This is a genomic window from Neobacillus kokaensis (genome assembly GCF_014656545.1).
Taxonomy (GTDB): domain Bacteria; phylum Bacillota; class Bacilli; order Bacillales; family Cytobacillaceae; genus Neobacillus; species Neobacillus kokaensis.
The window spans coordinates 61,581-83,097 of sequence record NZ_BNDS01000020.1 but is presented as its reverse complement, the minus strand read 5'-3'; the positions used below and the strand labels follow the sequence as shown (position 1 = coordinate 83,097).

General features: G+C 38.3%; 18 protein-coding genes. 2 read left to right on the top strand and 16 right to left on the bottom strand.

All coding sequences use genetic code 11. The annotated features are described in order from the left end of the window. Positions 1-140: 140 nt before the first annotated feature. Positions 141-1,232 (bottom strand): branched-chain amino acid aminotransferase, encoded by a 1,092-nt coding sequence (locus IE222_RS19165; protein WP_191275623.1) that lies wholly within the window; start codon positions 1,230-1,232, stop codon positions 141-143. A 257-nt stretch (positions 1,233-1,489) separates the two neighbouring features. Between IE222_RS19165 and IE222_RS19160 the strand changes: the two genes are divergently transcribed. Then, a complete protein-coding gene (locus IE222_RS19160; RefSeq protein WP_191275621.1) occupies positions 1,490-2,170 on the top strand; it encodes a phosphoribosylaminoimidazolesuccinocarboxamide synthase in 681 nt (226 codons plus the stop codon). Between the two features lie 79 nt (positions 2,171-2,249). Here the strand turns inward: IE222_RS19160 and IE222_RS19155 are convergent, their stop codons facing one another. The 9 genes from IE222_RS19155 to IE222_RS19115 form a co-directional block, all read right to left on the bottom strand. Further along, complete coding sequence (locus IE222_RS19155; RefSeq protein ID WP_191275619.1) at positions 2,250-2,897, bottom strand: hypothetical protein; 648 nt, start codon at positions 2,895-2,897, stop codon at positions 2,250-2,252. Positions 2,898-3,081: 184 nt separating this feature from the next. Beyond that, on the bottom strand, positions 3,082-4,617 hold the full coding sequence (locus tag IE222_RS19150) for a solute symporter family protein (protein ID WP_191275617.1): 1,536 nt from the start codon (positions 4,615-4,617) through the stop codon (positions 3,082-3,084). Further along, on the bottom strand, positions 4,617-4,958 hold the full coding sequence (locus tag IE222_RS19145) for a DUF485 domain-containing protein (protein WP_191275615.1): 342 nt from the start codon (positions 4,956-4,958) through the stop codon (positions 4,617-4,619). The genes IE222_RS19150 and IE222_RS19145 overlap by 1 nt, the downstream gene beginning before the upstream one ends. A gap of 168 nt (positions 4,959-5,126) precedes the next feature. Next, complete coding sequence (locus IE222_RS19140) at positions 5,127-5,891, bottom strand: LytR/AlgR family response regulator transcription factor (protein ID WP_191275614.1); 765 nt, start codon at positions 5,889-5,891, stop codon at positions 5,127-5,129. A 15-nt stretch (positions 5,892-5,906) separates the two neighbouring features. After that, entirely contained in the window at positions 5,907-7,646 is a 1,740-nt protein-coding gene (locus IE222_RS19135; RefSeq protein WP_191275612.1) for a LytS/YhcK type 5TM receptor domain-containing protein, read from the bottom strand. Then, positions 7,643-9,190 carry a solute symporter family protein gene (locus tag IE222_RS19130; protein ID WP_191275610.1) on the bottom strand — a complete coding sequence of 516 codons (1,548 nt, stop codon included), beginning with the start codon at positions 9,188-9,190 and terminating at the stop codon, positions 7,643-7,645. Before IE222_RS19130 ends, IE222_RS19135 begins: the two co-directional genes overlap by 4 nt. A gap of 290 nt (positions 9,191-9,480) precedes the next feature. Beyond that, entirely contained in the window at positions 9,481-11,157 is a 1,677-nt protein-coding gene (locus tag IE222_RS19125) for a M4 family metallopeptidase (protein ID WP_191275608.1), read from the bottom strand. A 262-nt stretch (positions 11,158-11,419) separates the two neighbouring features. Next, positions 11,420-12,127, bottom strand: coding sequence for a M48 family metallopeptidase (locus tag IE222_RS19120; RefSeq protein ID WP_191275606.1), 708 nt, complete (start codon positions 12,125-12,127; stop codon positions 11,420-11,422). A 1-nt stretch (position 12,128) separates the two neighbouring features. Beyond that, a complete protein-coding gene (locus tag IE222_RS19115; protein WP_191275604.1) occupies positions 12,129-12,617 on the bottom strand; it encodes a YehS family protein in 489 nt (162 codons plus the stop codon). 187 nt (positions 12,618-12,804) lie between these two features. Between IE222_RS19115 and IE222_RS19110 the strand changes: the two genes are divergently transcribed. Then, positions 12,805-13,431, top strand: a complete 627-nt coding sequence (locus IE222_RS19110; RefSeq protein ID WP_191275602.1) for a spore coat protein — start codon at positions 12,805-12,807, stop codon at positions 13,429-13,431. A 121-nt stretch (positions 13,432-13,552) separates the two neighbouring features. Here the strand turns inward: IE222_RS19110 and opuFB are convergent, their stop codons facing one another. The 6 genes from opuFB to IE222_RS19080 all read right to left on the bottom strand — a co-directional run bounded on the left by opuFB (position 13,553) and on the right by IE222_RS19080 (position 21,173). Then, positions 13,553-15,067, bottom strand: a complete 1,515-nt coding sequence (gene opuFB / locus IE222_RS19105; protein ID WP_191275600.1) for an osmoprotectant update ABC transporter permease/substrate-binding subunit OpuFB — start codon at positions 15,065-15,067, stop codon at positions 13,553-13,555. Continuing rightward, positions 15,060-16,031 (bottom strand): ABC transporter ATP-binding protein, encoded by a 972-nt coding sequence (locus tag IE222_RS19100; RefSeq protein ID WP_191275598.1) that lies wholly within the window; start codon positions 16,029-16,031, stop codon positions 15,060-15,062. The genes opuFB and IE222_RS19100 overlap by 8 nt, the downstream gene beginning before the upstream one ends. Positions 16,032-16,402: 371 nt before the next feature. Continuing rightward, positions 16,403-17,791: a 23S rRNA (uracil(1939)-C(5))-methyltransferase RlmD gene (gene rlmD / locus IE222_RS19095; RefSeq protein ID WP_191275596.1), complete on the bottom strand. Its 1,389-nt coding sequence runs from the start codon at positions 17,789-17,791 to the stop codon at positions 16,403-16,405. A 198-nt stretch (positions 17,792-17,989) separates the two neighbouring features. Beyond that, a complete protein-coding gene (locus tag IE222_RS19090) occupies positions 17,990-19,231 on the bottom strand; it encodes an ATP-binding protein (protein ID WP_191275594.1) in 1,242 nt (413 codons plus the stop codon). 150 nt (positions 19,232-19,381) lie between these two features. Continuing rightward, positions 19,382-20,149 carry a delta-lactam-biosynthetic de-N-acetylase gene (gene pdaA, locus IE222_RS19085; protein ID WP_191275591.1) on the bottom strand — a complete coding sequence of 256 codons (768 nt, stop codon included), beginning with the start codon at positions 20,147-20,149 and terminating at the stop codon, positions 19,382-19,384. 70 nt (positions 20,150-20,219) lie between these two features. Continuing rightward, a complete protein-coding gene (locus tag IE222_RS19080; protein ID WP_191275590.1) occupies positions 20,220-21,173 on the bottom strand; it encodes a nuclease-related domain-containing protein in 954 nt (317 codons plus the stop codon). Between the last annotated feature and the right edge of the window lie 344 nt (positions 21,174-21,517).

Below are 21,517 nucleotides of genomic sequence, written 5' to 3'. Positions count from 1 at the left end.
GCTCTATTGGCTACCCTGCTACCTCATTTTTTGGGGGCTCAGTCGCCTATAAAAATATAAGATGGGGTCCCCCATCAGAACGGCCACAGGGACCTCGCAATTGAGGTCCCTGAAATTTCTTTAAATATTTATTCTCATTTTCAATAAGTTAAACTGCCTGAATTGACCTCTACACTCCAGCCGAACGGATCTGGTTTCGTTCCATTTTGAATGCCTGTTAATGTATCATACAATTCTTGAGTCAGCTTGCCGATTTCCCGGCTATTTATAACAAGCTTTTCATATTTCCATAAAAGCTCTCCGATTGGTGAAATAACAGCTGCTGTCCCTGTTCCAAATGCTTCTTCAAGCAAACCATCTTTATAGGCTTGATAAATTTCATCTATCGAAATTTTTCGTTCCACTACAGGTATATTCCAGTGTTTTAAAAGTTGTATAATTGAATCTCTTGTAATACCTGCTAATATACTTCCATTTAAAGCAGGAGTTACTACCTGGCCGTTAATTTTAAAGAAAATATTCATGCTGCCTACTTCTTCAACATATTTATTTTCTCGTCCATCCAACCACAACACTTGGGAATAGCCCACTTTGTCCGCTACTTCCTGTGCTTTTAAACTGCTGGCATAGTTCCCACCCGTTTTGGCTTCACCGGTTCCGCCGGCTACAGCCCGTACATACTGCTGCTCTACTGCTATTTTTACCGGATGGATACCTTCTTTATAGTAAGAACCAACCGGTGACATTATAATAATAAATTGATAGTTTTCAGAAGGCGCTACCCCTAAATGTGGTTCTGTAGAAATAATGAACGGGCGAATATAAAGAGATGTTCCTTCAGCCTGAGGAATCCATTCCCGATCCACCAAAATCAATTGCTTTAATGCTTCTAAAGCTAAGTCCTCATCAATTGGCGGAATACATAATCGAGCATTGGAGTGATTCAATCTTTTAAAGTTACGATCAGGTCTAAAGAGAAAAATTTGCTCGTCCTTGGTCCTATATGCCTTTAATCCTTCAAATACAGTTTGTCCATAATGGAAAACCATGGAGGAAGGGTCTAAGCTGATAGGCTGGTATGGGATAATACGTGGATTGTGCCAGCCTGTTCCTTCTGTGTAATCCAAAATAAACATATGATCTGTAAAAGTGCGTCCAAATTCAAGATGTTCAGGATCTGGCTTTGGCTTGCGATTAGTGCTTAAGATTGTTTCAATTTGATAAGCTTTCATTTCGTGTGTCCCCCTATGAATTTCCCGGTATCATTTTATTAAAATAAAGACTTCTTATGATTATATTACTCCTGTTATCCAAAAAATGAAAGAAAAAATTCAGAATAATAGAAATGTTACTTCACTCCAAATAATATAAATATTTTCTCTTAATGTTGGAAACATTTAATTTCTGCTATTTTTAGGATTTTTATATTATAATAATTTCTGAGAAAAGAGAATTTTGGTCCAAATCTAATAAATAAGGGGATTTTAATATGAAGCTTTCTTACACCGGTAAAACAAAAGATGTCTATGAATTGGAAGATGGAAATTATCTACTTAAATTTAAGGATGATGTGACAGGGGTTGACGGAGTCTTTGATCCAGGTGCAAACACGGTTGGCCTTACAATGGAAGGCGCAGGGCGAGCAGGTTTGAGATTAACTAAATTCTTTTTTGAAATTTTAAAACAAAAAGGAATCCCCACCCATTATATTGACGCTGATATCGAACAGGCAACAATGACCGTTAAACCTGCAGAGGTATTTGGAAAAGGGCTTGAGGTCATTTGCAGATACCGAGCAGTTGGCAGCTTTTTACGCAGATATGGCCTATACGCGGAAGAAGGGCAGCCGCTTGATGCCTTCGTTGAGGTTACCTTGAAGGATGACGGCCGCCAAGATCCGCCAATCAGTGAAGATGCTTTGGATATGCTCGGCATTTTATCGAAGGATGAATACCAAGTGTTAAAGTCACTGACTCAGCAAATCGGAAATGTCGTCAAAGAAGAACTTGCCAAAAAAGGCATCGAGCTATATGACATTAAATTTGAATTTGGACGAGTCGGAGAGGACAAACAAATCGTGCTCATCGATGAAATCTCCGGCGGAAACATGCGTGCTTACAAAGATGGAGAATACATCGAACCATTAGAATTAGAAAAAATGTTTCTATAATACTGATTTGTAAAGGGTCAGATCTTCTCTGTATTGAAGGTCTGACCCTTATTCCTCTGCTTGCCAATCATTTCGTTTGTCACCCTTTAAACGTGCTGGAAATTCGGTTAATCATTGGCTCATAATATTTTTGTTTGCTAGATGGATAGGTTATTTTCAATGTAGAGATCGTACCCTTGTTAATAATCGCTTTTTGGTATACAGTGTTACTTCCTTCTTTATAAGATATTACGTACCAATCATGCCCTAATCGTTTGTATGCAATGGAACTAGTCACATGTTCAAGTGCTCGATTATAATAAGCGGCGATTGCCTTCTTATCCTTTACCTTGATGTAAATTCCACTTGCTATAATGGTGCAATCTTCGTTATAAAATTCCCTGCCATCATTGTATGTAGGTGCGGGAGACCGAAAAAAAGTTGCAGGGTATTCAACAGAGAATCCAGCTTTAGGATTTGAATAAGTTTTATATGTAAAAGCCCCGTTTTTTTCCTGACCGGATGTTTCTTTTTGTTTCTTTGCTCCTTCTTGCTTAGTTATTGCCTCTTGACTGATATTATTTTTTGTTTTTTTATAATCCCCATCTGCAAGTGCCATTTTTTCATTTTGAATTGCCTTTTCATCTGGTGAATTCTGTGTTTCTACATTACTACTAGTTGATTGGCAGCCAATTAATCCTATCGAAATGATAAAAGTAAAAATTAACAATAAAGAGCTTTTCAGCATAAAAGTCCTCCTAACAATTAAATAACAAGAAATGATTGCGAATATTATTTTACATTATTTCTCTTTTAATATCTTGCTGATTTTCCATTAATTTAAAATTCTCATACAAGTTTTTCTAAATCCACAAAAAAAGAAGGTTCTCCAAAAGTTAACCTTTTGGAAAAACCCTCTTATCATTTATTATTCAGGATTGCTCATTATATCCAATGTTTGCTCTTACCTTTACTTCAGCATAGCGTATAGGATCCGTTTCTTTCGATAGGATCGTTCCGATATATCCTCCTAAAAAGCCGAGTGGTACAGAGACCAATGCCGGATTTGCCCATGGGAAGATTGGATCTCCTGTAATTAAAGCAGCACCCGGAACAGGCGACATTACACTTGGGCTAAGAGCCACCAACACAAGCGCAGAAATCAGTCCGGTCAAGATGGCCGTAATCGCCCCGGTTGTATTAAACCTTTTCCAATAAACTGTATAAAGAATAACCGGTAAGTTCGCACTTGCGGCAATACAAAATGCTAGTGAAACAAGAAATGCCACATTTAGCTTTTGTGCACCTAAGGCTAAAATAATCGAAAATACAGATACCGCCAAAGAAGCATAACGAGCAGCCAGCATTTGCTGACGTTCGGTTGCCTTTCCCTTTTTCAAAATTTGTCCATATAGATCATGAGCGAATGCTGATGCTCCTGACAAAACCAGCCCGGCCACTACCGCCAAAATTGTCGCAAACGCAACAGCGGAAATAAAGGCAAATAACAATTCACCGCCAAGCGCCTTAGCCAATAATGGTGCCGCCATATTTCCGCCAGGGTTTGCCTCAAGTATTTTCGATTGACCGACAAACGCGGCTGCACCAAACCCGAGGAAAAGCGTTAGGATATAGAAAATACCAATCGTCCAAGTAGCCGTGATTACAGAGCTTCTTGCCGTTTTAGCATCCTTTACGGTGAAAAATCGCATGAGAATGTGCGGCAGCCCGGAAGTTCCCAGTACCAATGCAATCATCAGGGAAAGGGTTCCAAGACCATCTTTATATTGAATGCCAGGTTTGAGATATGCCGAACCATGGCTTGTAGCCGTTTTTACTTCAGTAAACATCGTTCCAATGTTAAAGTTGTACTTCATTAATACGAGAAATGAGATAATTACCATACCAGCCATTAAGAGAGCGGCTTTGACAATTTGCACCCAGCTTGTTGCCATCATCCCGCCAAATAATACGTAAATTGTCATCATCACACCAACGATTAATACGGCAATCCAATACTTAATGCCAAATAGCAATTGGATTAGGGCACCTGCTCCAACTAGCTGCGCAATCATATAAAAAATAACAATTGTAATTGTACTAAGAGCTGCTGCACCTCTTACCTTCTTAGCATCAAAGCGGGCATTGATCATATCCGCCAGCGTATATTTTCCAAGGTTTCTTAAAGGTTCAGCTACCAAAAACATAACAACCAAATAGGCAATCAAAAACCCGATGCTGTAGAAAAATCCGTCAAAGCCATTTAAGGCAATCGCACCAGCAATACCCAAAAAGGAAGCAGCAGACAAGTAGTCACCAGAAATGGCAATCCCATTTTGAAAGCCAGTTAAGCCCCCGCCGGCTGTATAAAAGTCACCGGTAGTTTTCGTGTTCTTTGCGGCATAATACGTAATCACAAGTGTTAATAGGACAATAGCCAGAAAGAGGACAATGACTGTCATACTCATCAAGCAGCCCCTCCTTTTTGAACCTGATTTTTTATGATCTGGTCAGCTTCTTTATCCAGCGCCCCGGCCTTTTTTACATATACAGTACATAAAACAAATGTCATCACAAATTGTGCAAAGGCGAATATCCATACCCACGAAATATCACCGATTGCCGGTGTATTAAGAAAAGACGTATAAGAAGTGCAGATTGGCAGTAAAAAGTAGAATACGAGAAAAAAGATTGTGTACGGTACGATAAACTTTTTTCTTTTGTTCATAAATTGTTGAAACTGTTCACTTTGTTCCACTTGGACATAATTTACCTTTGATTTTTCGTTTTGATCATTCAAATAAATCATCCTCCCCATTTTTTTACATTGAAAGCGTTTACTTAATTATATGAATATTCAATCAACCAAGGAGGATTTTTGTTTCAATGGTCGTTCTGAATGTGTAAATGGTTCTAATTCAGGGATTAATGGTCTAAAATTCCCCCGTCAATTGCTGCGCCGTTGACGGGGAATCCATCACCCATTCTGTTCAAACATTTTAAACAACATTTTACGTGCGGTTCGGCTGACCGGAATTTGAATGCCCTCCATATCTTTAAGCGTTATATTGCTTGTTCCGTTAAACCACGGGGTAATTTCCTTAATATAATTTAAGTTTACTAAATAGCTGCGATGTGTCCGAAAAAAAGGATATCCATACAGCTTCTTTTCCAATTCCTGCAATGTAATCCGGCTTAAAATGACTCTGTCTTTTGTATGGACCTCTAGCATTCGCTTATGCGGAACTGCATAATAAATCATCTCCGGTGATAAGACCGCTGTTCGCTCCCCATCGTCAATCAGAAACTTCGCAGGGCCGGATGATTTAAAATTGGAATAATACGGTTCCATCAGTTTCCGTTCCTGCTGCAGTAATCGGTTTCGCAGTCGTTTCATAGCTTTTTGAAAACGTATCTCATCGAAAGGCTTTAATAGATAATCGACGGCTTCCATATCAAATGCCTGAATGGCATACTCATCATAGGCCGAAGTAAATATTATCAGCGGAGGAAAGTGAACGGCCTGGTCCATTAGATGTTTAGCCGCCTCTATTCCCGAAATGCCAGGCATATGAATATCAAGAAAGATCACATCAGGATCATATTCACTGTACAATTGTAATAGCTGTTCCCCTGTTTCGGCATTTGGACATAGCTCAACATCATCTTCCTGCGTTAACAAATACATCAATTCTTTTCTTGCCATCGGTTCATCCTCAGCAATCATGGCATGAATTTTCATAATAGAACACCCCTCTTATGCCTGAACCTTAAATGGAATTTGGAAAGAAATTTCACTTCCCCCTTCAGGCAGATTACGAACATGCAATTTTGCTTCTTCTCCCAATAAACTGATTAAACGCTGGTTGACATTGTATAAACCAATTCCGCTATTTTGATGATTGGTCAATGGTTTCTTCGTGACCTCTTTCAGTATATCTTCTGGAAAGCCGATGCCATTATCCCGCACAATCGCCTGAAGGAGGCTGTCTCGTTGTTGAATGATTACCTCTATTTTTCCATCACTTGCGATATTTCGCAGCCCATGCTGAATACAATTTTCCACTAGAGGCTGGATTGTCGAAGGCGGGATATTAACATCCGGAATCATTTCTGGATGGTGAAAAATAATTTTCAACCGATTGGAAAATCTCGCTTGAATAATTTCCATATACGCATTCACATGATCACATTCTTTTTCTAATGGTACTAGCGGATTGGAAACCAGTTTCAGATTAAAGCGCATATAATGGGCCAACTGAACGGTGATGTGACGAGCTTTTTTTGGATCTTCCCGAAATAATGTAGCAATCAAATGCAATGTATTAAACAGAAAATGGGGATTAATTTGCGCTTGAAGATTTCGGAGCTCCGCATCACGAATATGAAGCTTCAAGCTTTCCGCAGAAAGTACATTCAGCTGGTTTGAAAGTAATTGCCCAAGCCCTTGAGCTAAAACAAGCTCAACAGGACGGATATGATGTGCTTTTTTGAAATAAAAGGTGATGAGCAGCATAACATCATTAGCTTCTGTAATCGGGATGATAATGGCTGCTTCAAACTGGCAGCTCTTATGCTGACATTCAATTTGCGAACGTGCAGCAGCTATTTTCATCTCTTTAGTCTCAATTGCTTCATAGGCAAGCATTTGATAAACAGGCTGGCCAGGCTGATGGTGATCCTCCCCCATTCCCTTGTGTGCCAACACTTCCTGTTTATTTGTTACCGATACAGCGGCAAGTTTTAAGCGATTCATTAACAGATTACAAAGCCCGTGGGCCATTTCTTTAGGGTGGTCCTTTTTTAAAAACGGAAGTGCTTCTTCGGCAATCGTTAGTGCCCTTCTCGTAGCCAGTGCTGCTTCATTTTCCTGCTCCTTAAGAACAATTGTGATCATAGCAGTGAAAATTGCAATTGCAAGACTATTTGATAACACGAGCGGCAACCCAATTTTATTTACGATTTCAATGGTATCCGGATGAAAAATAAGCAATAGATGCATATGCAATACCGGTGGGAAAATACCAATAAATAACGCTTTGAGTGGTGGAATAACCCGCTCCTGTGAAAAAAAGCGCGCTGTCAATCCCGCAAGCAGCCCCGTTAATGGGTTTACTAAACCGTTTGCAATCCAGCCTACACCGCCAAGCATTAATAAATGAATACCGGAAACGATCCCTGCACCCATTCCAACAATCGGACCTCCGAGGAGTCCTGCAATCACAATCGCAACAAGACTTAAACTCACTACTAATTGATGTTTTTCTACAGCCTTCACAACAAATTCGAAATGACTGATGGTCTCCCCGTCCATCACAATGCCTGCCATCGTACCCGCTATCCCGAATAGACCAAATACACCGGAATGAACAAGTAACATCTTTAGGTTGAATTCTCTATATAATAATGATTTAAATCCTGGAAACCTTGTCAATACAAAGGCAATAATTAATAATAGCCCTAGACGTTCAAATAAAATAATCGTTATCTCTTTCACATTTCTTTTCCCCTTATATCTATTCCGGTTTGTGCCTTAATAAAAAATTCTGTCATCTCTTCTTCATTAGCCTGAGAAGATTTTCTAAAAAGCAGACTGCCGATGATGGCACTTATAAAACCAATTGGGATGGCAACTATTCCGGGGTTATATAAAGGAAACAGCGGGTCGGTTGCAATCCATCCTCCGGCAGAATTCATGATATGGGGTCCCAAGATTAAACAGGCTAGCGACGCAATTAACCCTGTTATCATTCCTGCAATGGCTCCTGCTGGATTGAAACGCTTCCAATAAATCGTTAATAAGAGAACAGGAAAATTACTTGAAGCAGCAACTGTAAAGGTTAATGATACCAAAAATGTCACATTCATATTTTCCATACGCAATGCAAAAATAGTAGAAATCAAGCCAATTCCAAGTGCCGTCAATCTTGCTGCACGCAGCTGCTCTTCCTCCGATGCTCCCCCTTTTTTTATAATATGATGATATATATCATGCGAAAAAGCGGTGGTTGCGGAAATGACCAATCCTGCCACAACCGCTACAATCGTTGTAAAAGCAATGGCAGAAATAAAAGCCAATAGAAAGTCCCCGCCGAGTTCCTTTGCCAATAACGGGGCAGCAAGATTACCAGTTGCATCAGCTGCTACTAATCTATCATACCCAATTAACGTAATCGCCCCGAAGCCGAGAATAAGTGTAATTAAATAAAAGAGGCCGATCACCCAGACCGCACTAAGGATTGACCTGCGCACTTCTTTTGTATTTCGGACAGTAAAAAAACGAATCAGAATATGCGGTAAACCTGCTGTTCCAAGCAATAACGCCAGCTGCAGGGAAATTAATTCGATCGGGCTTTGCAAAAGCTTCCCAGGCATAAAAAATTGCTCACGGAGAGGTGATTGATGAATGACCTCGGTAATAATAGCAGAAGGATTCCAATGAAAACGTGATAAAACTATTAATGAAAGCAGGAATGTGCCTGACAAGAGAACAACCGTTTTGACAATCTGTACCCAAGAGGTGGCAATCATTCCGCCAAATACAACATAAATCGTCATCAAGCCGCCAATCACCATAACAGAAATGGAATAGTCAATATCCAGCAGCAGCCGAAGCAGCAACCCGGAAGCAACTAATTGCGGAACCATGTAAAGAAATGAAATCATTAAAGTACCAAACGCTATGATAGAGCGTAACGTGCTACTTTTAAAACGAAAACAGATCACATCGGCCAAAGAATATTTTCCGAGATTGTGAACTGGTTCAGCGATTAGAAACATCACAACCAAATAGGAAACCAAAAAACCGACTGAATATAGGAATCCATCATAACCATGAATCGCAATAGTACCCACAATCCCTAAAAATGAGGCAGCACTAATAAAATCACCAGATATAGCCAGTCCATTTTGTAAACCAGTTAAACTTCCAGAAGCCGTATAAAAGCGGTTCGTCGTATTGCTTCGCTTAGCGGCCCAATATGTAATAATGAGCGTACATACAATAATGCAAATAAAAAACAAAAAATAGGTAAGATTCACAGGCTTCCCCCCACAGCACGATTGGTTTCCAGTATATTCAATCTATTTTGAATATAACGAAGCTATAGCAGAATGTAAAGGGCAAAAAGTGCCTGACACCACTAGGATTCTACCGAAACAATTCGGCAATTTTCATAAGCTGCACTAGCATCTGTTTTTTTCCCTTATAATTTGGAAAATACAAAAGACTGGACCCCTATAAGATCCAGCCTTAATTTGTATTTATATTATAAGTTACTATTTTCTAAAAGCCGCGAACGGATATTCCTGCAGACAATACTATTTTATACTTAATAGATTCCCACCGCATCAAATCCGGAATTGGCTGCCTTCTCTTCCGCGCTGCCTTCACCATATAAATCGATGGCAGAATGAACAATTGCCCGACGTGCGTCGCTGAAATCAGAATTCGGCGTTAAATAGACCGTTAACGCTCGATAGTAAATCTGCCCTAATTTTTCCCTGCCAATTTCTTGACCAATTAAGTATGCAGCATGATTTGTGATCGAGGAGTTAACGTGGACACCGCCCCCATCAACAGATGTTGGCATATGATAAAATTCATCCATATGATCCGGATAGACTCCACCATTTGTACTATAAGCCCTTCTTTGTTCGTTGCTAACGACAACACTGTTTGGATTGCTTAAGCTGCGTAACCTTGTAACACCTTCAGCCTTAGCAGCAGGTGCCATAATATCCTCACCCATTTCCCAATCATCATCGTCAACAAGGGCACCAAAAACGTCAGCGAATGATTCGTTTAGTGCTCCTGATTGATTGCGATATACTAAATTTGCTGAATGCGTGATGACGCCGTGAGTCATTTCGTGGGCAGCAACGTCAAGACCCGCTGATAGTGAAATAAAGAACTCACCGTCACCATCACCATACGTCATCCAACGTCCATTCCAGGATGCATTATTATAATTGTTGCCATAGTGGACCCTAGAAATGATTGCCATTCCTTTGCCGTCAAGGGAATTACGGCCATGCTCATTAAGGTAATAGTCATATACCTTTTCCGAATTATAGTGTGCATCGACAAGAGCCCGATCGTAGTCACCGATAAATGCAGCAGAATCCCCAACATATAAAGTATCGTTTCTGGAATCATTATCATTTTTAGCATCATATGTGAGTATACCATCAAGGTCCTTATGAGAGTAGTCTGCTAAGGCAAACTTGGTTCCAGAGTTCGGGTTCTTTACTTGAGAAATATGTATTTCTTTGTGATCGCCATGCACCCCTTTTCCAGCACCTTTTTGTGTTCTCATTTCATCCGCATGCATTAAGCCATTATACTTGTCGATGACTTCCCCAGTTTTTCCATCGACATAGACAAACCAGTTTCCTGGCTCATCCCCCATGAAGTTCACGTTTACCTTATAAGCTGTATGATTTTCACCATCAAAAGGATAGACCACAAGCTCCGTAATTGGCTCATATGTCAATTCTTCTGGAGCGTTAACAGAGGACAATGCCGCCTTAAGTGCAGCATCACTGCTTAAGGAAGCAGTTGTATCCATTGTCTCTTCGGCAAGCGTCTGATTTACTCTTCCGTTAACGGATACGACTTCATTATTTTTATTAAAGTGAACAATAACTTCGGAGCCTTCTACATTAACCCCATTGATTGTCTGATTAAATCGGACATGAGTCATACCAAGTTTATCTGATTGTATATCTTTTACTTTTAGGTTTTTGTCCGGATTCTTAAGCCCAATTTTATCTTCGTTTTTCTTTAAATAATTTAAGGCACTGGAAGAGGTGCTTGAAGAGAATTTCTCTGCAAATTTCTCCTTCACAAATAAAGGAACGCTTGCTTTCTCATTCCACTTCTTAGAAGCTTGTACACTGCTAACCACCTTTGAATCAACCGGTTTTGCAAAAACATTAAAAGCTGGAACCGAACCTACCAACAACGCAGACGACAGAGCTACAGGCACAATGAACTTTTTCTTCAATATTTATTACCCCCTTATATTTCCATCAATATCCATTATAGTCTAATGTAATTCCATTTGCATGAATATTTAGAATTATATGAATTTATAAATAAATACTAAAAAACACCTAGTTTGCATAGGTGTTTTTTACCATCATGTATTGCACCGAAAATAAAACGCTGATAAATTTTATGGGTTATTTGCAGTTAATGAACCTCATGATTAACTAAGAAAGGCTGCTTTACGGTTTTATCATTATGAACTATTAATAGTAGAACAACTAAACAGTCATCTTCCAACTGGATAATGCCAACCAACTTTCCTTTTCCTTATAATCTGGCATTATTTTACCTACAAGGCGCCAGAAAGAACGGTCATGATTCAGATGTACCATATGGCACATTTCATGAACCACTACATAGTCAATTACCTCCCTAGGTGCCATTGCCAGTTTCCAATTAAAGGTTAACTGCTGTTTTGAATCACAGGTTCCCCATGTGGTTTTGCTATCTGTAATCCGAATGGAACGTGGTTTTGTTTTAAAGCTGCTTTGATAGAAGGATATACTTTTCTCCACTAAAGCCTTACACTTCTGATAATAAAACCGTTTTAAAGCTTGTTTTATTTTTTCAGGGTCAGATTTCTTTACATAAATACGGAGTTTTCCTTCCTCAAATACTACATGTTCTTCCTCTAAATTAATATCTTGGATAATCTGTATAGGATAGGTGTTTCCTAAATAGAGAAAATGTTCCCCATACTCATAAACCTTTTTCTCCGGTCCTTGCAGCCTATCGTTCATTTCCTTTAATTTTTGCTGAATAAGCTCCCAGTTTCCTTCTAATAACTGAATAACTCTATCATCAGGTGTCGCTTTTGGAGCCTGAACTTCAATATTTCCGTAGCTATCAATCGTAATTCCGAAAGATGTACGATTTTTGTAGTTGATTTCAAAACGAATTGTCTCACCTAAATAGGTATGTATCATATTATCCCCTGTATTTAATCGCCAGCCCTTTTAAGAAGTTTCTGGCATATTTATCGCCGCACTCTTTATAATTTTTATGCCCTTCTTTCCTTAACAAAGCGCCGAGTTCTCCCTTTGTTACTGTGATTCCTGCTTGGCTGAACAGGTCTAGCATCTCTTCAGTTGTTAATGCTAAGGCTATTTTTACTTTCTTTAACAGGAGATTATTAACATTTGCACTTTTTTTAATGGATGACTCTGGTGCATCCGGCTGTCCAGGCTTGGACTCTTGTTTTCCTCTTTTAAAAATAATAAACCCGTTTAAAAAGGAATCTAACATACTGTTATTACATTTGATTTGATCGTCACTTTCTTCATCTGATTTTGTTAGGATCTGAATTACTTCCGGCACAGTTACATCCACTCCGCCAAGTTTAAAGATTTCAGCCATTTCCTTATTCTTTATTTCCAATGCATACCTTAAGCGAATTAAAATATCGTTATTATCCACAATTGACCTCCATAAAAAAATTCGTGCCTGTATCATGTCCCAGCACCAATTGATTTATCTAATATTACATGATTACAAACTAGATTTCAAAATAATAATATAAGGACTCCCAAAAGGTTATTTGTATTTTTTGATTCTATTCGGAACATGATAAAGATGATTTTCAAATACTGCCTGGAGGTAAAAAATGAAATTAGCAGCACATGAATTGCATGACTTAAATGAATTAACGATGAGCTGTGTGAACTCAATAACGAACATGGGATATATGCTGAATCATGTCCAAGACCCAGAGTTTAAACAGATTCTCGAACGACATTTACCACTACATGTAAGAGATTACAATATGAAGGTTGAATTTTTAAATAAAATGGAGGGGGCTACAAAGGAACTGCCCTTGTTAAGTGAGAGCAGACAAGTCTCCGACCAAACCCTGCAAATGGTTTCGCCTGCTCCGGCTGTTCAGCCTAGAACTATGGTAGAAAATATGAATGATCGGGAAATGGCCACAGCCTATCTTTTAACTTTGAAAAGAGCAGGCCGTGAATATGCTTGGGCAGCAATGGAGATGGTCAATCCTGAAATTCGTTCATTTTGTCAAACAGCATTTATGATGAGCTGTTCACACGCCTATGATATGTGGCAATACATGGCATCCAAAGGGTATTACCCAGTTGAAAACGCGGCGCCGGCGGATATTGCCAAATTGGGTGCAATGTACGAAGTTGTTCCGGAAAATTCCGACCAAATTCAACAATATATGGCTAACTATCAAAATCCTACTGTAGGGAACAGCGAACAACTTTATCAATAATAAAGTATAGAAGATGGATGTCTATTTGAATTCTTTCAAAATTCTTTAACAGCCATCTTCTTTTGTGATTATAAAATTGTATAACCTTTATTAACCAAAAATCGTCCTGCGGAAAAGTTCCTTAATTTAATAAACCCTCTTTTTTCAAATATTCCTCAGCAACCTCTTTTGGGCTTTTTCCATCTACGTTCACCTGATAATTCATTTCTCTCATTTCATCATCTGTAATCTTTCCAGCTAATTTATTTAATGCTTTTACTATTACAGGATAGCGATCAACCGTTTCTTTTCTTAATAATGGTGCACCTTGGTATGGTGGAAATAAATGTTTATCATCTTCTAAAACTTTTAATCCGTATTGTCGCAATTCACTATCTGTAGAATAGGCATCAACTAAATTGATGTCACCTGATTCGACACCTGTATATCGCAGCTTGGGTTCCATCGTAACGAGATTTGGAAATTGAATATTATACAATGATTGAATCCCACGATAACCATCTTCCCGGTCGGAAAATTCTAATGTGAACCCAGCTTTCACCTTGTCTTCAATTCCTTTTAAATCAGAAATGGTCTCTAGCTTATATTGATCAGCTAGCTCTTTTGATGCTGCCAACGCATAGGTATTGTTATACTGCATTGGTTTCAGCATAACCATATTAAACTTTTCCAACATACCATCTTTAGCTTGCAGATAGACTTCTTCACGATCGGTACTTTTGGCAGTTTCTTTTAAAAACTCTGAAATGGATGTGCCTGTAAACTCCGGATAAATATCAATGCTTCCCGATTTAAGTGCATTAAAAACAAATGAGGTTTTGCCTAGACCTGGTTTCAATTCAACCTGCAGGTCTGTTCCATCTTCGATTAGGATTTTATACATATTAATTAAGATTTCCGGTTCTGAGCCGAGTTTTCCCGCAATAACTATTTTTTGGTCTTGATGTCCCAAAAATGGAGTTACGATAACAAGGAAAGCCAGTAATGCAATTGTCCCAAGTGATATAAAGGTTTTCTTATATGATAGATGTTCAAATTTTTTAAGTAAATAATCAAATAAGATTGCGAGTAAAGCAGCTGGTATTGCTCCAAGTAAAATTAGATTTGTATTATTTCTATCAATTCCTAGAAGAATAAGATCTCCAAGCCCTCCAGCACCAATTAATGCGGCAAGGGTAGCTGTTCCTACGATTAACACCATTGCTGTCCGGATTCCTGCCATGATGACTGGCATTGCAAGCGGTATTTCCACTCTGATTAATCTTTTTCTTGAATTCATCCCCATTGCTCGAGCTGCTTCAATTAATGAAGGATCGACTTCTTTAATCCCCGTATATGAATTTCTTAATATAGGTAGTAGTGCATAGGCAACTAAGGCGATGATGGCCGGCACTCTTCCAATTCCGAATAAAGGAATTAGTATACCCAATAGAGCTAAAGACGGAATGGTTTGAATGACAGATGTTATCCCGATGATCCCTTCTGCTGCCTTTTTGTGCCTTGAAATATAAATTCCTAGTGGAATAGCAATGATTACTGCAAAGAAAAGGGCGATAAATGATATCTGGATATGATCTAATAAAGCATTTAATAATTCAGCTTTTCTCTCTAGAAATATATGTAAAAAATCATTCATTTGTCAGACCCCTTTCCTCCGTGATAGTTGTAGAAAGATATTTCATTACAGACCCCCGATTAATATGGCCGATTAGTTTACCATCCTTTTCTATTGTCAGTTGTTCATGCTCGTATAGAATCTCCAATATTTCTTTCAACGGAGTTGACACCGGTGCTGTAATTGTATAGGCTTGCTCCATTTCATTTTCTTTTACTGGTTCAAGTAAATCTTCCAATTTAATTTCACTGGTCCAATTTCCGTTTTTAGCCCCGACAAAATCTTTTACAAAATTATTGGCTGGGTTTGTAACAAGTTCATGAGGGGTTCCGATTTGAACAATTTTTCCTTCCTTCATGATGCAGATACGATCTGCTAGTTTTAATGCTTCCCGCATATCATGAGTGACAAAAACAGTGGTCTTTTTGAGGTTTTTCTTTAAATCTAACAGATCATCTTGAAGTTTTTCCCGGCTTATTGGATCTAAGGCACTAAACGGCTCGTCCATTAAGATAATCTCAGGGTCTGCCGCAAGTGCCCTGATAACCCCCACTCTTTGTTGTTGACCGCCGGACAGTTCGGTAGGTTTTCTGTGGGCGTACGTTTCATGATCTAACCCAACCATATCCAAAAGTTCATGAATTCGCGTTTTAATTTTATTCTTTTCCCATTTTTTCATTTCAGGAACAATCGCAATATTTTCCTCTATCGTCATATGAGGAAACAAGGCAATCTGTTGCAGTACATATCCAATATTCCATCTTAACTCATGGATGTCATACTCGCTTATTTTTTTTCCATTAATGAAAATCGTGCCATCTGTTAGTGGAATCAGCCGATTGATCATTTTCAGGGTCGTTGTTTTTCCACACCCGCTTGGTCCGATAATGACAAAAAACTCGCCCTGCTGAATATCAAATTGTATTGAGTCAACAGCAGCTGTTCCATCTGGATATCTTTTTGATACATTTTCAAATTTAATCATAGAATTATTTCTCCTTGTTTATCGTGGGTTAGTCATTTTTTATGATTTTATTTAACTTACATACTCCTTTATTTTTCCAATGTTTTCAACCTTTTTGTATTACCAAAATCAAGTTTAAAAAATATCGAGGTACTCTTTATCATCTTCGTTGATCTTTAATATTGGCTCTGAAATAATCTGTATTGATTTCCGTTTCCGACTTATATAGACCCACTGCAGCAGATCATCAGACTAAACCTAAAAAATATATTTGACTTGATCAATGAAATTTAACCTTTGGAGACATTTTTACCCTAATGGAGATTTTTTCATTCGAGGAGGTTATCAAAATAATATATTTAATCTGCACGAAAAAAGGCAGCACCCAAGGGTTAACTGCCTTCTTTTAAAATGAGTTGTGACACGCATTCCACATGCGCCGTTTGCGGAAACATATCCACTGGTTGAATATATTTTACTTCATAATTCTTACTTAATACTTGAATATCCTTCGCTAATGTGGAAGGATTGCAGGAAACATAGATAAGTTTTTCGGGCTTTACCTGCAAAATGGTTTGAAGCAGTTGACTGTCAAGACCCGTTCTAGGCGGGTCAACCACGACAACATCTGGCCTCCAACCCTTTTTCACCCATTTCGGCAGAACTTCCTCTGCTTTCCCAGGCACATATTTTGTATTTGTGAATCCATGACGTTTCGCATTTTTCTTGGCATCTTCAATTGATTCTGCAATCACGTCCATACCACGGACTTCTGCTGCTTGGTCCGCAAGCCATAACCCGATGGTTCCAACACCACAATAGGCATCAAGAACTTTTTCTTTTCCCGTTAAAGCGGCTGCTTTTTTTACTTCATTATAAAGCACTAAAGTTTGAACCGGATTCAACTGAAAGAAGGTTCTAGCTGACAGCTCAAACTGCAGATCACCTAGTGTTTCTTGGATGAAATCTTCACCTGCAAGGTTCATAGTTTCCTCGCCAAAAATGAGTGATGTTTTTTCACCGTTAATATTTTGAACAATTGATTTCACATTAGGCAGCCGATTTTGAATTTCATTAATGATGAGCTCCATTTTCGGCAGTTCTTTTTTTAATGTGATTAACACAACTTGAAGTTCCCCTGTCTGTACCCCGACACGGGTAACAATGGTTCGAATGGTTCCTTTTCGAGTTTTCTCATTATAAATTGGGATTTGCAGGTCTTGCAGAATTTGCTTGACGATAGCGGTTGCTTCATTTGTACGTGAATGCTGGACGGCACATTGGTCTATGTTAATTAGCTGGTGAGAATTCATACCGTATAGACCTGCGAGCAGCTTGCCATTTTTTTCACCGACTTGGAAGCTGCTTTTGTTACGGTATCCCCAAGGATTCTCCATCCCGATTGTTTCACGGATATGGAGGTTTTCTAGTCTTAGCTTGGTATGACGTTCTAGTGCTTGAATAACGATATCGCGTTTTTCCTTCAGCTGTTGGTCATAGGCCAGATGTTGCAGCTGACATCCGCCGCATTGCTCATATACCGGACACAGCGGTTTGACCCGATGAGGAGATTTAATACGGATCTTCTTAATCTTCGCTTCCGCATATTTAGGATGAATCCTTGTTGCCTCTACCACCACTTCTTCTCCTGGCAGAGCACCAGGCACAAACACCACTTGTTTTTTAAAATAACCGACGCCTTCGCCATTAATCCCGAGCCGTTTAATCGTCAATGGGAATGTCTGCTTCAGCTGGATTTTAATGGATTGATCTAGTTTCATATATGTTTCACTCCAAATTAATACAATGCTTGTTTATCACAAAGCATAGACTTATTTCATCTAATATCAACGTATTATAGCACGAAATAACGAAAAACCTAATTCCAGAAAATATGTCCACCCCACAACAACAAATGTCCACGAGTGGTGTCAGGCACCAATTTACAAAAAAACATATCCAATTCCCAAGCGCTTTAATTATGCGCTTGGGAATTGGATGGTGAAGTTTGTGCCTTTTTCGGGTTGGCTTTGGACTGTGATTTTGCCTTTCATCGCGTGAACTAGCTGGAATGAAATAGTGAGGCCAACGCCAGTGCCTTTTTCCTTAGTAGTATAGAACGGGGTGCCAAGATTTTTTAGCTGTTGTTTCGTCATTCCTTTGCCGCTGTCTATGATTTCGATAAATATCAGCCCTATTCTTTCAAATGTTCGGACCTTAAGAATTCCTCCTATATTCATCGATTCAATCCCATTCTTCATAATATTGACTAGAACCTGCTTAATTTCCCCTTTGTTACCTTTTATAAAAAGAGAATCCTGGATATCTGTTTCAATGGTTATATTTTGAATATTAGAATACGATGTCATAAGTGCTACGGTTTTCATGACCTCTTCCGAAATATTAATAGAGGACATTTCTTCCGTATGAGGTTTTGCCAGGGACAGATAATCATTGATGATGGATTGAGCATGATCAAGCTCATTTACGGCAATTTTTATATAGGCCTTCTGTGACTCCCGCAAGTTATCGTCTTCGGAAATGAGCTGTAGAAAGCCACGAACCGATGTTAACGGGTTTCTCACTTCATGGGCAACGGAGGCCGCCAGTTGACTGACTACATTTAACTTTTCATCCTGTTTCAATTTTTCACGAATGGCCATTTGCTGGTTTACATTTTCAATGACAAATACAACCATCATCATGCAAATCCAAGTAATGGTATAATAAATAAACACGAAACTTAATTGTGAACTTTGGTCCTTTGTAAATAAGGTCAGCATGACAATAAAGGTATTCACCCAAAATACAATGCTCGTAAACAGAATTTTATTCTTTTTTTGAAAGAATTTCAGCTTATATTCCATATAAATCAGCAGAACACAAGTAAGAGAAAAATCGACTAGAGCAACATTGAATCCGTCACCGCCAATGATAAAGCGATAAATGATCAAAACAGCTCCCGTAATCAGGCCAGGAATCAGTCCGCCATATACAAATGAAATGATAATCGGAATAACCCGGAAATCGTATATATAACCCTCCGTAAATTCGATTGGAAATGACATGGAAAAAATTAAGATGATGATTAATAAAATGGATAGCTTTGAATAAGGTTTTCTTCGTTCACGATCACTTTCATGAAAAAATAAATGGTAAACGAATATAGGAAAGAGGACAATTAAGACCTGAAATAAAACAATTTTATAATACATCGACATGAAAAAGACTCCTCTAAGGCCATCGATATAACAACCACTGTTCGATCTTTTCAATTATTCTTAGGATTATAATAAGTTTTATTAATCAAACTGTAAATAAATATTTGTAATTTCTAGAATAATAAAACCGGATTTCTATTGAAATCCGGTTTACTGTCCCCTCATTAAATGATCAAGACTCTTGAATTCGTAGCCTTTCTTTTTCAAATCTTGAATTGCTTTTTCCAAGGCATCAGCATTATCTTTGGAAACAGAATGGAGCAGTAAAACGCAGCCAGGATGGATTTGTCTCATAATGTTATCATAAGCATATTGCCAGCCTTTTTGCTGATTAATATTCCAATCGACAAAAGCTAGGGACCAAAAAACATGTGTGAATCCCGACTCTTTCGCAACCTGCATTGTCCTTTCGCTAAAAATACCGCGCGGCGGCCGCAGATATTTCATTTCCTTCTGGCCGGTCAATTCTTTCGTTTTAATCTTTACCTTTTCCAGTTCTTCTCGAATTTTTGCTTCACTCATTGTGGTGAAGTCCGGATGGCTCCAAGAATGATTGCCGATAATATGGCCTTCTTTTACAATTTGCTTCGACAGTTCGGGCTGCGACTCTAAGAAGTGTCCTGTTACAAAAAAAGTCGCCGGGACCTTTTCCTTTTTTAACACCTCAAGAATTTGCGGCGTATAGCCATTTTCATAGCCTGCATCAAACGTTAGGTATAGCGTTTTGGTGCTTGGATTCCCTTTGTAAAAAGCTCCGTATTTAGCGAGCAGCTGATCATAGTGTGTCCCCGCTTCGGGCGGCTGCTCATTGACCGCTTTTTTAAACCCCCAATGAATCGGATGATTGGACACTGCATATGTAACATTTGGAATCAATATGAGCATCATACAAATGGTGGTAATGATTAATCTTTTCATCCATGTTCCCCCTATATTGTTTTTTATAGTGTTAGTTTTTTCAGGGAAAACATAATTGGTATATTGTGGGTTAAGGTTTGAGGTAGATACGGCCTTTACTAACTCCTGAATGGGGTAAATGAACTGATGATAAGATATGGGTAGTTATTCTCGTGTTTGGAAGATGCAGAAATGTACGGATTTTAGAATTCGTTAAAGGAGTATTGTAAATTAAAAAGTGGTCCTTAATTGCTTTTAGATGTGCATCTTTAGAAACAAACTGGCAATAGGGGCAGAGCCAATTCATTCGATGATAAGTCATTGGAAGACGCAAACACCTTGGGCAGTGTACTCCAGTTATAATATCTTCCTCTTCTATCTTAAACATCTTTAGAACATCGTGCTCTTTTGGAGTATGACTCTGTAATAAAAGACTGCTAATATTTTCAATTGATTCTTCATTTACAAACTCCCAATTGAACCTTTTCTCATTTGCTTCAATAAGCTTAAGTAAATTCCCTGCTCTGTGTATTCTTTTATTTCCTTCTGTATATCCGGGTTGTATAATAATTTCGGTCGTAGGTTTACAAATCATTACATAAAAATCACTTGGAATGCGTGAAATTTGATATTGTTCCAGAAAATAATCTAACAAAATTTTATGGCGATTCACCTGTGATATTGGATTCTCATAAATTTCTCGATTTTCATTATAGTCCTGGATCATTTGATTCATATCAAAATGTAATTTTCCGGAATGATTTTTCCCTTCAAATATGAGTTTGATTTTTCTGGAAAGAAGTAGTGCATCGATTTGAAAAAATCCAGTTCCATATGGTAATCGTAGATCGTGGAATATATGATATTTCTCTTGAGGTAACTGACCTAGATAATAATTAATTGTTTTTTCTCCATTAAAGCCTGACTTTAAAGATTTAATTTTCAATTTAACTTCCGGAATTGCATGATGATTCTCAGGAATTCTCCCTTCCAGTGCTTCAACTTGCTCTAATAACTTGGGTACCTCTATATCTTTAACAAACAAGGTTAATCCCTCCCTGTGGTTTTTTACCTTGTTTAAATTTCTATAAAGCCTCCAATATTCCTACATAAGATCAATGATTGTTTTGACAATTTTATGTCTAAATTGACTTTGAGGAAAACATTTTACAAAAAGCCTTATTCATACTCTTAGGTAATGGATTCTTTTAATATATTTCTACATAATCAAGGACTTTTTCTACATTATTCAAGCACTATTCTACATAATTCCAATGGAATTCTACAAAAATTAGAATAAATTGGAGTACTTCTTAATTTGAGCGATTATTTCTACATAGTCAAGGACTTTTCTACGTAAATTAGGCACATTTCTACATAATTCCAATG